Source organism: Geodermatophilus sp. SYSU D00965 (assembly GCF_054050075.1).
Genome location: NZ_JBJGYQ010000003.1, coordinates 268,986 through 282,855, shown reverse-complemented (window position 1 = coordinate 282,855; position 13,870 = coordinate 268,986). Strand labels below are relative to the sequence as shown.

12 protein-coding genes are annotated in these 13,870 nt (G+C 76.4%); 10 read left to right on the top strand and 2 right to left on the bottom strand.

Annotated elements, in window-relative coordinates; all coding sequences use genetic code 11:
* Positions 1-55: 55 nt before the first annotated feature.
* Positions 56-1,189, top strand: coding sequence for a glycoside hydrolase family 5 protein (locus tag ACI789_RS04420; protein WP_457006904.1), 1,134 nt, complete (start codon positions 56-58; stop codon positions 1,187-1,189).
* A complete protein-coding gene (locus ACI789_RS04415) occupies positions 1,149-2,435 on the top strand; it encodes a glycosyltransferase family 4 protein (protein ID WP_457006903.1) in 1,287 nt (428 codons plus the stop codon). Before ACI789_RS04420 ends, ACI789_RS04415 begins: the two co-directional genes overlap by 41 nt.
* Positions 2,436-2,493: 58 nt before the next feature.
* Here ACI789_RS04415 and ACI789_RS04410 read toward each other — a convergent pair whose 3' ends face one another.
* Positions 2,494-3,975, bottom strand: a complete 1,482-nt coding sequence (locus ACI789_RS04410) for a CHASE3 domain-containing protein (RefSeq protein WP_457006902.1) — start codon at positions 3,973-3,975, stop codon at positions 2,494-2,496.
* A gap of 223 nt (positions 3,976-4,198) precedes the next feature.
* Positions 4,199-5,506 (bottom strand): alpha-hydroxy-acid oxidizing protein, encoded by a 1,308-nt coding sequence (locus ACI789_RS04405; RefSeq protein WP_457006901.1) that lies wholly within the window; start codon positions 5,504-5,506, stop codon positions 4,199-4,201.
* A 273-nt stretch (positions 5,507-5,779) separates the two neighbouring features.
* Between ACI789_RS04405 and ACI789_RS04400 the strand changes: the two genes are divergently transcribed.
* The 8 genes from ACI789_RS04400 (at position 5,780) to rfaE2 (ending at position 13,868) form a co-directional block, all read left to right on the top strand.
* The gene (locus ACI789_RS04400) at positions 5,780-6,424 is read left to right on the top strand and encodes a hypothetical protein (protein ID WP_457006900.1); all 645 of its coding nucleotides are present in this window, start codon (positions 5,780-5,782) and stop codon (positions 6,422-6,424) included.
* Positions 6,425-6,449: 25 nt separating this feature from the next.
* Positions 6,450-6,965: a MarR family winged helix-turn-helix transcriptional regulator gene (locus ACI789_RS04395; protein WP_457006899.1), complete on the top strand. Its 516-nt coding sequence runs from the start codon at positions 6,450-6,452 to the stop codon at positions 6,963-6,965.
* A gap of 131 nt (positions 6,966-7,096) precedes the next feature.
* A complete protein-coding gene (locus ACI789_RS04390; protein WP_457006898.1) occupies positions 7,097-8,596 on the top strand; it encodes an HAD-IIIA family hydrolase in 1,500 nt (499 codons plus the stop codon).
* Positions 8,593-9,624: a glycosyltransferase family 9 protein gene (locus ACI789_RS04385; protein WP_457006897.1), complete on the top strand. Its 1,032-nt coding sequence runs from the start codon at positions 8,593-8,595 to the stop codon at positions 9,622-9,624. The genes ACI789_RS04390 and ACI789_RS04385 overlap by 4 nt, the downstream gene beginning before the upstream one ends.
* A complete protein-coding gene (locus ACI789_RS04380; RefSeq protein WP_457006896.1) occupies positions 9,621-10,601 on the top strand; it encodes a glycosyltransferase in 981 nt (326 codons plus the stop codon). Before ACI789_RS04385 ends, ACI789_RS04380 begins: the two co-directional genes overlap by 4 nt.
* Positions 10,598-11,839, top strand: a complete 1,242-nt coding sequence (locus tag ACI789_RS04375; protein ID WP_457006895.1) for a glycosyltransferase — start codon at positions 10,598-10,600, stop codon at positions 11,837-11,839. Before ACI789_RS04380 ends, ACI789_RS04375 begins: the two co-directional genes overlap by 4 nt.
* Positions 11,836-12,501: a D-sedoheptulose-7-phosphate isomerase gene (locus tag ACI789_RS04370; RefSeq protein ID WP_456920761.1), complete on the top strand. Its 666-nt coding sequence runs from the start codon at positions 11,836-11,838 to the stop codon at positions 12,499-12,501. The genes ACI789_RS04375 and ACI789_RS04370 overlap by 4 nt, the downstream gene beginning before the upstream one ends.
* Positions 12,498-13,868, top strand: a complete 1,371-nt coding sequence (gene rfaE2, locus ACI789_RS04365; RefSeq protein WP_457006894.1) for a D-glycero-beta-D-manno-heptose 1-phosphate adenylyltransferase — start codon at positions 12,498-12,500, stop codon at positions 13,866-13,868. Before ACI789_RS04370 ends, rfaE2 begins: the two co-directional genes overlap by 4 nt.
* Positions 13,869-13,870: the final 2 nt, after the last annotated feature.

The following is a 13,870-nucleotide window of genomic DNA, read 5'->3' as shown; positions in this document are numbered from 1 at the left end:
AACGGGCAGCCCCTGGCGGCGGCCGCTCGTCGTCCTCTCGGTCGTCGTGGCCGTCATGGCCTCCACGCTGGTGTGGGGTGTGCCGGCGGTCCGCCGTGTCCTGTCGTCCGTCGGCACCGCCGGTGACACCCCGCTCGCAGCCGACCCGTTGCAGCGCCGGGTCCTGACCGAGCTCACGGACTTCGCCCAGTGGCTCGAGGACAACGGAGCCGAGGGCTACATCGGGGAGATCGGCATCCCGAACGACGGGGACGACCGATGGCTCGACCTGGCCCGGAAGTGGTTCCAGGCCGCCGAACGAGCGGGCCTGTGGGTGGACGCCTGGTCGGTGGGTGACTGGTGGGACGCCGACTACGACTACTGCCCGTTCGTCGGGACGGGCGAGGGCGCACCGCCGCCTGCGGCGCGTCCGGCAGGTCGGCTGCTGGCTCAGGTGGCCCGGACGGGCGACGAGCTGGTGGGTGTCAACGTCAGTGGTGGCGAGTTCGGCGCACCAGGCGGCGGGGACGAGGTCACGGAGTTCTCGAACGAGAACCCCGGCGTCTACGACCGCGACTACCAGTACGCCGACGAGGAGACGTTCCACTACCTGGCTCAGCAGGGGATGGCCACCGTCCGCCTGCCCTTCCGGTGGGAGCGGATCCAGCCGGTGCTCGGCGCCGAGCTGGACGCAGCTGAGCTCGATCGACTGCGGGCGGCCGTCCAGCGCGCGCGCGACGCCGGGGTGGGCGTGGTCCTCGACGTCCACAACTTCGGCGCCTACCACCTGGACGACGACGGCCGTGGGGTCCGCCGGGCCATCGGCAGCCCCCAGGTGAGCCGGGCGGACTTCGTCGACCTGTGGCGGCGGCTCAGCGAGGCCTTCGCCGACGATCCGGGTGTGGTCGCCTACGACCTCATGAACGAGCCGACCGACCTCCCGTCGGCCGACGGGACGTCGGCCGCGCGGCTGTGGGAGGCGGTCTCGCAGGAGGCGCTGTCCGCGATCCGCGAGACCGGTGACGCGAAGACGGTCATGGTTCCCGGCTACGGCTGGTCCCACCTCGGCGAGTGGACCGACCAGCACCTGCAGGGCTGGATCGTCGATCCCGCCGACAACTTCCGTTACACCGCACACCATTACTGGCGCCAGGACTACGGACGGTCCTATGACACGGAGGTGGCCGATGCGGCAGAGCTCGGGTACTAGGAGGTCGACGAGGAGGTCGGCCCAGCGCATCTGCCTCGTACGTCAACGCGAGTACTACGAGTTGTCCCTCCGGCGGGAGGCCGAAGCACTACGGGACGCCGGTTTCGACGTCGACATCGTCTGCCTGCGAGAGCCCGGCACCCCGGCCGTCGAGATCGACAGCGGTGTGACCCTCCATCGGCTGCCGCTGACGCGCCGGCGCGGTGGCCCCTTGAGCTACCTGTGGGACTACCTGGCCTTCTTCCTGGCGGCGACGGTCACGGTGGCCCGGCTCCACCTGCAGCGGCCGTTCCGGGTGGTGCAGGCCAACTCCATGCCCGACCTCCTGGCCTTCACGGCGTTCGTCCCACGCCTCCTCGGGGCCAAGCTCGTGGTCTTCCTCAAGGAACCCACCCCAGAACTCGGCGAGACCAAGTACGGGTCGGTCCGGCTGGCAGGAGTCCTCCGGTTGGTCGAGCGGGCGGCGATCCGGTACGCGGACCTGGTCTTCACGGTGACGGAGGACCTCAAGGAGAGGTACGTGAGCCGGGGAGCGGACCCCGACAAGATCGTCGTGGTGTTGAACGGCCCGGAGGCCCGCCACCTGCTCGAGCATCGCAGCGACGTCCGACCCGACCCCGCGTGGTTCACCGCCGTGTGCCACGGCTTGATCGACGAGCGGTACGGCCACGACACGATGGTCCGCGCGGTGGCACTGGCCAAGGACCGCATCCCGAACCTGCGCCTGCGCATCACGGGGACGGGGGACTACGTGGCCGAACTCCAGCAGCTCATCGAGAGCCAGGAACTGCAGGCCGACGTGCAGTACCTCGGCTGGCTCGACATGCCGCAACTGGTGGCGGAGCTCTGCGCGGCAGACGTGGGGATCGTCGCCCAGAAGTCGTCGCCGTACTCGAACCTCGTGCACACCAACAAGATGTACGAGTACATGCTCCTCGACATCCCGGTGGTGGCCAGCCGGTTGCGGTCGACGGCCCGGTACTTCGGGGACGACGCCGTCGAGTACTTCGAGCCGGGTTCGCCGGAGAGCCTCGCCGAGGCGCTCGTCCGCCTGCACGGGGACCCGGACCGGCGACAGTCCCTGGTCGCCACGGCCAGGGAACGGTGCCGCGAGTTCGGCTGGTCCGCGCAGAAGGACATCTACCTGTCCGCCTACGCCACCCTCATCGGGGCAGACGGCGACGGGGAGCGCGAGCCGCTGGCTCCCCGGCCCGCGGTCGTCCAGGACAGCCGAGCAACAGGATGACGGTGGCCCCTACGACGTCGCCGAGGACTGAGCGCCCGCGCCGAGACCCCCGCCGGCGTCAGGCAGAGGGGACTCCCGGCAGCGGCACCTCCCACCGGACGACGGTCCCGGGGCCGTCCGTGCGGGCGTCCACCGTCGCCTTGCCCCCGAGCCGCTCGGCCCTGGTGCGCAGGTTCGCCAGGCCGTTGCCGCGCGGGGCGCCGTCCGGGATGCCGCGCCCGTCGTCGGCGACGGTCAGGGCGACCCAGCCGTCGTCCACGGCGACGGTGACCGCGACCGTGCTCGCCGCGGCGTGCCGGGCGACGTTGCTGAGCGCCTCCCGCAGGACGGCGGTCAGCCCGTCGACGACCTCGTCCGCGGTCACCGTGTCCACCGGGCCGTCGAACTCCACTGCGGGGCTGAACCCCAGGATGCGCACGCCGGCCTCGGTGACGTCGAGGACCGAGCGGCGCAGCGCCTGGTCCCCGTCCGGCGTCCGTCCGAGGTCGAAGATCACCGTCCGCAGCTCGCGGATGACCTCGTCGGTCTCCTCGACCAGCGGCTCGAGGACCGGGGCCAGCTCGGGGTGCCGCCGGGCGGCCGAGCTCAGCCGCAGGCCGAGGGCGAACACCCGCTGGATGGTGAGGTCGTGCAGGTCGGTGGCCATCCGGTCGTGCTCCTCGCGCAGCGTGAGCTGACGCAGCGCGGCCAGCCGCTCGCGGGAGTGCCGGAGCACGCTCTGCCGCATCGTCTCCACCGACGCGGCGATCGTCACGAGTTCCCGTGCCCCCTGCCCGGCGATCGGGCGTTCGTGGTCGCCGGCGGCCACGGCCTGGACGTCGGCCAGCAGGCGCTCCAGCGGGCGGGTCAGCCGGTGGCGGAGCAGCGGGACGGTGAGCAGGGCCACGGCCACCGCGACGGCGAGGGTGCCGAGGGCGACGCCGTTGGCCACCGCCTCCGCGGCGGCGATGTGGTCGAGCTGCATCCGGGTGAGCTGCGAGGTCCGGGCCACGAGCGCGTCGAGCCGGTCCCGCAGGGTGTCGAACAGGGCCTTGTCGCTGGCGCCGAGGTCGCGCTGGAGCCCCTCCGGGAGGGGGCCCCGTGACCGGGCGGCGATCCCCGGCTGGGCGACCTGCGTGTCCCAGGCCTGGGCCGCCGCGGTGACCTGCTGCAGCAGGTCGAGGCCGGGGGCGTCGTCCCGCAGCAGCGCGGTCAGCCGGCGCTGGAGGGACTCGGCGTCGGCCCGACCGCGGTCGTAGGGCTCCAGGAGGGACGGGTCGCCGGTGAGCAGGAAGCCCCGCTCACCGGTCTCCTGGTCCACGAAGGCGACCGTGAGGTCCCTGGCGGCCTGGCGGGCGGGCACGACCGTGCTCTCGAGGCGGTCCACCGACATGAGCACCGACAGGCGCGTGAGGCCCGCCGCCGCACCCCCGGCCAGCAGCAGCGCCACCATCACCACGACGACCAGGTGGACCGTGCCGCGCAGCGTGGATACCCGGGGCAGGAGACGGAGCCTCCCCGGGCCGGTGCGGCCGTTCCTCTTCGGCGCTCCCGCGGGCACCGGTCCATGGTGGGGCCGGGCAGCCCCGGAGGTCAGCCCCTGACCGACAGTTGAGGGCCGAGGGGGTGAGGGGCGGGGGGCCGGTCCTGACGGTCTGGCCGCGTTGGTCGGTCCACCCAGCAGTGGGTGGCCACTCGTTCCCGGCGCCCCCGCCCGAACCCCACTGTGACTCCGGTCACACGAGAGGGTCAAGTCCGGTCCGGCGTGTCGTCCCGTCGGCGCGTCAGCCGACGCGGCGGAGCACGTCGGGCGAGAGCTGGCCGACCGCCGTGTGCCCGGTCAGCCCCATCGTCAGGTCGAACTCGCCGACCACGTCGGACACGACCTGGCGCACGCCCTCCTCGCCGGCCAGCGCCAGCCCCCACGCGAACTGCCGGCCCAGCAGGACGGCGCGGGCGCCCAGCGCCACCGCGGTGAACACGTCCGCCCCGGTGCGCACCCCGCTGTCGAGGAGCACCGGCGCCCGGTCGCCGACGGCCGCCACCACGTCCGGCAGCGCGTCGAGCGCCGCCACCGACCGGTCCACCTGGCGCCCGCCGTGCGTGCTCACCACGACGCCGTCCACACCCTCGTCGAGCGCGCGCCGCGCGTCGTCCGGGTGCAGCACGCCCTTGAGCAGGATCGGCAGCCGGGTGCGGCCGCGCAGCCAGGCCAGGTCGGCCCAGGTGATGGACGGGCGGGAGTAGATCGACAGGAACGTCTCGACGGCGGCCCGTGGCAGCGGCGAGCGCAGGTTGTCCAGCAGCGGCCCCGGCCACGCCCGCGCCATCCCGACCAGCGCTCGCACCGCGGCCACCGTCGGCCGCGGCTGCCGGTCCCGCCGCGCCGCGGCCACGGGCTCGGCGGGGGCGGGCGCCGCCGCGCGCTCCTCGACCAGCCGCCGGAACACCGGGTCGGAGGTGTACTGCGCGATGCCCTTGCCGAGGGCGAACGGCAGGTGCCCCAGGTCCAGGTCGCGCGGCCGCCAGCCCAGCATCGTGGTGTCGAGGGTGACGACCAGCGCCTCGCAGCCACTCGCCTCGGCCCGCCCGACCAGGCTCTCGACCAGCTCGTCGGACGTCGACCAGTACAGCTGGAACCAGCGCGGCGCGGCCCCCATCACCGCGGCGCACTCCTCCATGGGCACCGACGCCTGGTTGGAGAACACCATCGGCACGCCCAGCCCGGCCGCGGCGCGCGCCACCGCGAGGTCGGCGTCCCGGTGCACCAGCTCCAGGGCGCCGACCGGGCCCAGCAGCACCGGCGCGGGCAGCCGCCGTCCGAACAGCTCCACCGAGGTGTCGCGGACGCTCACGTCGCGCAGCACCCGCGGGACGACCGCCCACCGGTCGAAGGCCGCCCGGTTGGCCCGCTGCGTGGCCTCGGCGCCCGCGCCCCCGGCCACGTAGCCGTAGGCGCGGGCGCTCAGGTGCTCGCGCGCCCGCCGCTGGAGGGCCCGCGCGGCGGTGGGCACCCGCGGCCGCCGCCCGTAGACCCCGGCGCGGTACACCTCGTCCTGCCGGCGCCGGCCGGTCCCCGCCGCAGAGTCCACCCGGTCACCGTAGTGAGGGCCCCGTCACAAACCCCGTCCCGGCCCGGACCGGCTTTTCCCCGACACGCCGCCGCGACACGCACAACCGGGCCCAAAGCCCACTCCGACGGGGCATCCCGCCGGTCATCATGGGAGCTGCGCACGGCGCATCACGGATGTGCCGGCGTGCAGGAACACCAGGGGGAAGTACACGTGCCGGTCCTCACACGGGCATGTCCGCGGGCCGGACGCAGCGCCTCGCTCCTCCCGGCCGCCGTGCGGACGCTCGGGCTGGTGGCCGTCCTCGCGTGTGCCGGCATCGCCGTGGCGTCCCCCGCGGCCGCCGTCGACGACCCCAGCCGGCCCGACGCGCGGGTCACGCACGGCCCCAGCTGCCGGCCCGGCGGGGTCGTCATCGAGGTCACCGGGGGCACCGTCGCCTACGCCGTCACCCTCGCCACGACCCGGCAGCCGGCCGGCGAGGCCGTCGCGCAGGTGGCTCCCGGCGCGGTCGTCGTGCTGAGCACCGGCGACGTCGACTGGGGCGAGACCATCGACCCCCTGCTGCGGTACGCGGCCCTCGACGGCTCGGGCACCGCCTACGTCGACGAGCTCGAGGGTTACAGCTTCACCCGGCCGGCCGCCGAGGACTGCGCCGCCATCGCCCCGCCACCCGCCGCCGGGATCCCGCCGATCGCGCTCCCCGACGGCGGTCCGCTCGACGCCGGCGAGGTCGAGCCGGCCGCCGTGGACGCGGCTCCGCAGGAGGCGGCGGCGCGGTCGTCGCTCCCGGGGGACGACGGCGTCGCGTGGCCGGTGCTGGCCGGGTCGGTCGCCGTGCTGGTCGCGGCGGCGGGTCTGGCCGCCCGCTCCGGGCGCCGCGGCACCCGGCCGCCGGCCTCGCCGCCGGGCGGTCCGCCGCCTCCCGGGAGCGCCTGAGCGCTCCGTCGGTGACCATGGAGGGGTGCCGCGCCCCGAGGACGCCCTCGCGCAGGACCTCTCTCCCGACGACGTCCCGCCCGATGTCGCCCACCTGCCCGGAGCGGCTCCGCGCCCGGCCGAGACCTGGTTGCGCATCGTGCAGGTGCACGACCGCATCACGCGGCGCGTCGACTCCGCCCTCCACCTCAAGCACGACCTGTCCCTCACCGGCTTCGAGGCGTTGCGGCGGATCGCCGACGCCCCCGACGAGCGGGCCACCATGGGTGAGGTCGCGGACGCGATCGGGCTGTCCCGCGCCGGGGTGACCAGCACGGTCAGCCGGCTGGTGGCCGACGGCCTCGTCGTCCGGGAGCGCACGGCCGGGGACCGGCGCCTGCTGCACGCCCGCCTCACGCCGGCCGGGCGGGCGAAGGTCGAGGAGGCGACGCCCACCCATGACGGGCTGGTCGCGCACCTGCTCACTCTCCTGGGTGACGACGCCGCCGTCGTCACCGATGCACTCGCCCGGGTGTCCTCGGCGGCGCGATCCCGCCGCTGAAAAGGACCCCCCGGCCCCCCACCACTCGCAGGCTCGCGGCGGGACCCTGCAGGGAGGCCGGTCGCACTCGTCCGGGGGACACTTCAAGCCCGTAGTGTTTCCCGCGTCCCCGGGGCGGGCAGGACGCGATCATGCAGGTGGGGATCGAGGAGTGCTCCGTGGTCGTGCCGACGGTCGGCCGGCCGTCGCTCGACGTGCTCCTCGACGCCCTCGCGCAGGCCCCCGGTCCCCGCCCCGCCGAGCTCGTCCTGGTCGACGACCGCCCGTCCGGTGCACCGCTGCGGCCGGAGCGGCCGGGGCTGCCGCCGGTCCGGGTGGTCCGCACCGGAGGCGGCGGTCCGGCCCGCGCCCGCAACCTCGGCTGGCGCACCGCCCGCACCGAGTGGATCGCCTTCCTCGACGACGACGTGGTGCCCGACCCCGACTGGTACGAGCGGCTCGCCGCCGATCTCAGCGCCCTCGGCCCGGACGTCGCCGGCAGCCAGGGCCGGGTCCGCGTGCCCCTGCCCGAGGGGCGCCGGCCCACCGACTGGGAGCGCGGCACCGCCGGCCTGGCCACCAGCTCCTGGATCACCGCCGACCTGGCCTACCGCCGCAGCGCCCTCTCCGCCGTCGGCGGCTTCGACGAGCGCTTCCCGCGGGCCTTCCGCGAGGACTCCGACCTGGCCCTGCGGATCATGGACACCGGCGCCCGGCTCACCCGCGGGCAGCGCTGGATCACCCACCCGGTGCGGCCGGTCGACCGCTGGGTGAGCCTGCGGGTGCAGGCGGGCAACGCCGACGACGTCCTCATGCGCCGCCTGCACGGGCGGGACTGGCGCGAGCGCGCCGACGCCCCGCTCGGCCGTCGTCCGCAGCACCTGGCGGTCACCGCCGCCGGGGTGGCCGCGCTCGGCCTGGCCGCCGCCCGCCGCCCGCGGGCCGCCGTCGCGGCGGCGCTGGTCTGGGCCGCCGGGACCGCCGAGTTCGCCTGGGCCCGCATCGCCCCCGGCCCGCGGGACCGGGCCGAGGTGACCACGATGCTGGCCACCAGCGCGCTCATCCCCGCGCTGGCCACGGGGCACTTCCTGCGCGGGCTGGTGCAGCACCGCCGGGTGCGGCCGTGGAGGGGGCTGCCCGACCTGGTGCTCTTCGACCGCGACGGCACGCTGGTGCGCGACTACCCCTACAACGGCGACCCGGAGCTGGTGCGGCCGGTGCCGGGCGCGAGGGCGGCGGTCGACGCGCTGCGCGCCCGCGGCGTGCGCGTCGGGGTGGTGAGCAACCAGTCCGGCGTCGCCCGCGGGCTGATCACCCGCGACCAGGTGGACGCCTGCATGGCCCGGCTGGACGACCTGCTCGGCCCGTTCGACACGATCCAGGTCTGCCCGCACGGGCCGGACGACGGCTGCACGTGCCGCAAGCCGGCGCCGGGCATGGTCAAGGCCGCCTGCGCCGAGCTCGACGTCGACCCGGCCCGCTGCGTGGTGATCGGCGACATCGGCGCCGACGTCGAGGCCGCGGCCGCCACCGGGGCCTCGGCGATCCTCGTCCCCACCCCGGTGACGCGGAAGGCCGAGGTCGCCGCCGCCCCGCGCCGCGCGGACACCCTGACCGCGGCGGTCGACGACGTCCTGGCGGGGGAGTGGTGAACCGCACGGTGCTCGTCGCCCGGCTGGACTCGGCCGGCGACGTGCTGGTGCAGGGCCCGCTGGTACGCGCCGTGGCCGCCGGTGCCGACCGCGTCGTCTTCCTCGCCGGGCCCGCCGGCGCCGAGGCCGCGCGGCTGCTGCCCGGCGTCGACGAGGTGTGGACCTGGGCCTGCCCCTGGATCCTGGGCGACCCGCCGCCGGTCGACCCCGCCGACCTGGCCGCGCTCACCGACCGCGTGCGCGCCCTCGCGCCCGACGAGGCGGTGGTCTCCACGTCCTTCCACCAGTCGCCCCTGCCCCTGGCGCTGGTGCTCCGCACGGCCGGCGTGCCGCGGATCTCCGCGATCAGCGTCGACTACCCCGGCTCGCTGCTCGACGTCCGCCACCGGGTGGACGACGACCTGCCCGAGCCGGAACGGGCCCTGTCCCTCGCCCGCGCCGCCGGGTTCGAGCTGCCGCCCGGCGACGACGGCCGGCTGGAGGTGCGCCGGCCCCTGCCCCCGGTCGCGCACGAGCCCGGCCATTGGGGACCCGGCGGTCCCGAGCCCGGCTACATCGTGCTGCACCCCGGGGCGAGCGTCCCTGCCCGCGCCTGGCCCGCGCAGCGCTGCGCCGAGGCGGTCGAGGCGCTGGCCACCGCCGGGCACCGGGTGCTGGTGACCGGGGGGCCGGGGGAGCGCGAGCTCACCGCCGCCGTCGCCGGCACCCGCGGGGTCGACCTCGGCGGGGCGACGAGCCTGGTGGAGATGGCGGCGCTGCTCGACGGCGCCGCCGCGGTCGTCGTCGGCAACACCGGCCCCGCGCACCTGGCCGCCGCCGTCGGCACGCCGGTCGTCTCGCTGTTCTCCCCGGTCGTGCCCGCCGCCCGCTGGGCGCCCTACGGCGTGCCCACCGTGCTGCTCGGCGACCAGGAGGCCCCCTGCCGCGGCACCCGGGCCCGCGAGTGCCCGGTGCCCGGCCACCCCTGCCTGACGTCCGTGACCGCGGCCGACGTCGTCGCGGCTGTCGAGAAGGTGGTGAGCGCGTGAGGGTCCTGCTCTGGCACGTGCACGGCTCGTGGACGACGGCGTTCGTCCAGGGCCGGCACGACTACCTGCTGCCGGTGACCCCCGATCGCGGTCCCGACGGGCTGGGCCGCGCCCGCACCTGGGACTGGCCGGCCGCCGCCCGCGAGGTGACGCCCGAGCAGCTGCGCGACGAGGACGTCGACGTCGTCGTCCTGCAGCGGGTGCGCGACCTGGAGCTGGCGCGCGAGTGGCTGGGCCGCGAGCCGGGCCGGGACCTGCCCGCGGTCTTCCTCGAGCACAACGCGCCGGGCCTGGAGCCCGACGACGGACCGGTCCCGCACACCCGGCACCCGCTGGCCGACCGGTCGGACATCCCGATCGCCCACGTCACCCACTTCAACCGGCTCTTCTACGACAACGGCCGCGCGCCGACGACGGTGATCGAGCACGGCATCGTCGACCCCGGCGAGCGATGGACCGGGGAGCTGGCCCGCGCCGCCGTCGTCACCAACGAGCCGGTGCGCCGCGGCCGCACGGTCGGCGCGGACCTGCTGCCGGGGCTCGCCGCGGTCGCGCCGGTCGACGTCTTCGGCATGGGGCTGTCCGGCCTGCACGAGCGCTACGGCCTCGACCCCGGCCGGGTCGCGCTGCACGACGACCCGCCCCAGGCCGCCATGCACGCCGAGCTGGCCCGCCGCCGGGTGTACGTGCACCCGGTCCGCTGGACCTCCCTCGGGCTGTCGCTGCTGGAGGCGATGCACCTGGGCATGCCGGTGGTCGGCCTGGCCACGACCGAGGCGGTGGAGGCGGTGCCGGCCGAGGCGGGCGTGCTGTCCACGGACCCCGAGCGTCTCTGGAGTGCGGTGCGCACGTTCCTGCACGACGACGACGCCGCCCGGCTGGCCGGCAAGGCCGCCCGCGCGGCGGCGCTGGAGCGATACGGGCTCCAGCGCTTCCTGACCGACTGGGACCGGCTCTTGGCGGAGGTGACGCGGTGAAGCTGGATCTCGTCAGCGAACACGCCAGCCCACTGGCCGCGATCGGCGGCGTGGACGCCGGCGGGCAGAACGTGCACGTCGCGGCCCTGGCCGCCGGGCTCGCCGCGCGCGGGCACGAGGTCACCGTGCACACCCGCCGCGAGGACCCCGACCAGCCCGACCGCGTGCGCACCGCCGACGGCTACGACGTCGCGCACGTGACCGCGGGGCCGGCGCGGGTGCTGCCCAAGGACGACCTGCTGCGGCACATGCCCGAGTTCGCGTCGGTGCTGCGCCGCGCCTGGGCCGCGGCACCGCCGGACCTGGTGCACGCGCACTTCTGGATGAGCGGGCTGGCCGCGGTCGCGGCGGCGGGCCCGGGGCGGGCGGGGATCCCCGTCGTGCAGACCTTCCACGCCCTCGGCTCGGTCAAGCGCCGCCACCAGGGCGCCGCCGACACCTCACCGCCGCAGCGGGTCGAGCTCGAGCGGGCGCTGTGCCGCAATGTCAGCCACGTCGTCGCCACCTGCACCGACGAGGTGTTCGAGCTGCGCCGGCTGGGGCTCGACCGCGACCGCGCCTCGATCGTGCCGTGCGGGGTGGACACCGCCGTGTTCACGCCGAAGGGCCCGGTCGCCCCGCGCACGCCCGGCCGGCAGCGGCTGCTGGTGCTCGGCCGGCTGGTCGAGCGCAAGGGGCAGGACGACGCGGTCCGCGCGCTGGCCGCGGTACCGGACGCCGAGCTCGTCGTGGTCGGCGGGCCGCCGGCCGACGCGCTGGACGCCGACCCCGAGGTGCGCCGGCTGCGCGCGGTGGCAGAGACGGCGGGCGTCGCCGACCGGCTGGTGTTCACCGGCGCGGTGGCGCGGGCCGACGTCCCGGCGTGGATCCGCTCGGCCGACGTCGTCCTGGCCGTGCCCTGGTACGAGCCGTTCGGCATCACGCCGCTGGAGGCCATGGCCTGCGGCCGCCCGGTGGTGGCCACTGCCGTGGGCGGGCTGCAGGACTCCGTCGCCGACGGCGTCACCGGTGACCTGGTCCCGCCGCGGGACCCCGAGCGGCTCGGCGCGGTGCTCGCCGCGCTGCTGGCCGACGACGCCCGGCGGGCCGCTTACGGCGCGGCCGGGGTGCGCCGGGCCCGCACCCGCTACCGGTGGGCCCGCGTGGTCGCCGACACCGAGACCGTGTACCGGCAGGTCCTCGACGGCCCCGGCCGGACCGAGAAGACCCAGACGAGCGCCGTGGAGGTCGCCCGATGACTGTTGCTCCCCACTCCGCGAGCGAGGTCGTGTCCCCGGACACCTGCACCCACCTCACCGGCGCCGACCACGTGGCCTCGCTGAGCGCCGCGCTGGGGTCGCTGACCGGGCAGCTCGACGCCCTGGACCGCTGGGGGCGGCTGATCGCCGACGTGCTGTGCGGGGAGTCGAGGGGCCGGCTGCTGGCCGCCGGCAACGGGGGCAGCGCGGCGCAGGCGCAGCACCTCACCGCGGAGCTGGTGGGCCGCTACCGCGCCGACCGGCCGCCGTTCTCGGCGATCTGCCTGACCGCGGAGACCTCGTCTCTGACCGCCATCGTCAACGACTACCCGGGCGAGGAGCTGTTCGCCCGCCAGGTCGAGGCCCACGGCCGGGCCGGTGACGTGCTGGTCCTGCTGTCGACGTCGGGCCGGTCGCCGAACGCGGTCGCCGCGGCCCGCCGGGCGCGCGAGTGCGGCATCACCGTGCTGGCGATGACCGGCCCGGCGCCGAACCCGCTGGCGGCGGCCGCCGACGACGCGGTCTGCATCGACTCCCCGTGGACGGCGACCGTGCAGGAGTGCCACCTGGTCGCCCTGCACCTGGTCTGCGCGTCCTTCGACGCCGCGGTGCTGGCCGAGCCGGCGCGGGTGCCGGAGACCCGCCTCGGGGTCGTTCAGTGAACGGTCCGCTCGTCGTCGTCGGGGACGCCCTGCTGGACGTCGACCTGGTCGGCACGGCGTCCCGGCTCACCCCGGACGCGCCGGTGCCGGTCGTGGAGGACGTCCAGAGCCGCGAGCGCCCCGGCGGCGCGGCCCTGGCCGCGGTGATCGCGGCGGCCGCCACCTCCCGTGAGGTCGTGCTGGTGACCCCGATGGCGTCCGACGAGGGCGCCGACCGCCTGCGGACACTGCTGGCCGGCCGGGTGCGGCTGGTCGAGATCCCGGCGACGGGCGGGACGGCGGTGAAGCGGCGGGTCCGCGTCGGCGACCACTCGGTGGTGCGGATCGACAGCGGCTCCCCGGTGGCCGGCCTCGGCCCGCTACCGGCCGAGGCCGCACAGGTGCTCCGCGACGCCGCGGCGGTCCTGGTGGCCGACTACGGCCGGGGGACGACGGCGGCTGCCGACATCCGGGCCGCCCTGGCCGAGGCCGGCGGCCCGGTCGTGTGGGACCCCCACCCGCGCGGCGCCGACCCCGTGCCGTCGGTCCGCCTGGTGACCCCGAACGGCGCCGAGGCCGCCCGCGTGGCCGCCACCGTGGGCGTGCCGGCCGACGGCGACGGGCTGGCCGCGGTCGGTGCCCGCGCCGAGGCGCTGATCCGGCACTGGGGGGTCGGCGCGGTCGCGGTGACCCTGGGCGCCCGCGGCGCGCTGCTGTCCTACGGCGAGGGCGCGCCGATGGTGGTGCCGGCGGTGCCGGTGACCGGTGGCGACCCGTGCGGCGCCGGGGACTCCTTCGCCGCGGCCGCGGCGCTCGCCCTGGCCGACGGGGCGGTGACCGGCGAGGCGGTGGCCGCCGCGGTGGCCGCGGCCGGGGCGTTCGTGGCGCGCGGCGGGGCCTCGGCGTGGGACGCGGCGCCCGAGTCCGACGTGCCGCTCAGGCCCGGCGTCGACGGCGTCCTCGCCCGCGTGCGGGCGGCCGGCGGGACGGTGGTGGCCACCGGCGGCTGCTTCGACCTGCTGCACCCCGGCCACGTCGCCACGCTCCGCGCCGCCCGCGGCCTGGGGGACTGCCTGGTGGTGTGCATCAACTCCGACGAGTCGGTGCGCCGGCTGAAGGGACCCTCCCGCCCGCTGGTGACCGCGGCCGACCGCGCGCGGGTGCTGGAGGCGCTGGAGTTCGTCGACGCCGTCGTGGTGTTCGACGAGGACACCCCCGCCGAGGTGATCGACCGGCTGCGCCCCGACGTGTGGGCCAAGGGCGGCGACTACGCCGGCGCCGACCTGCCCGAGGCGGCGGTGCTGCGGCGCTGGGGCGGCCAGGCCGTCGTGCTGCCCTACCTCGACGGGCACTCCACGACCGCCCTCGTCGAGCGCTCCCGCGTCTAGCG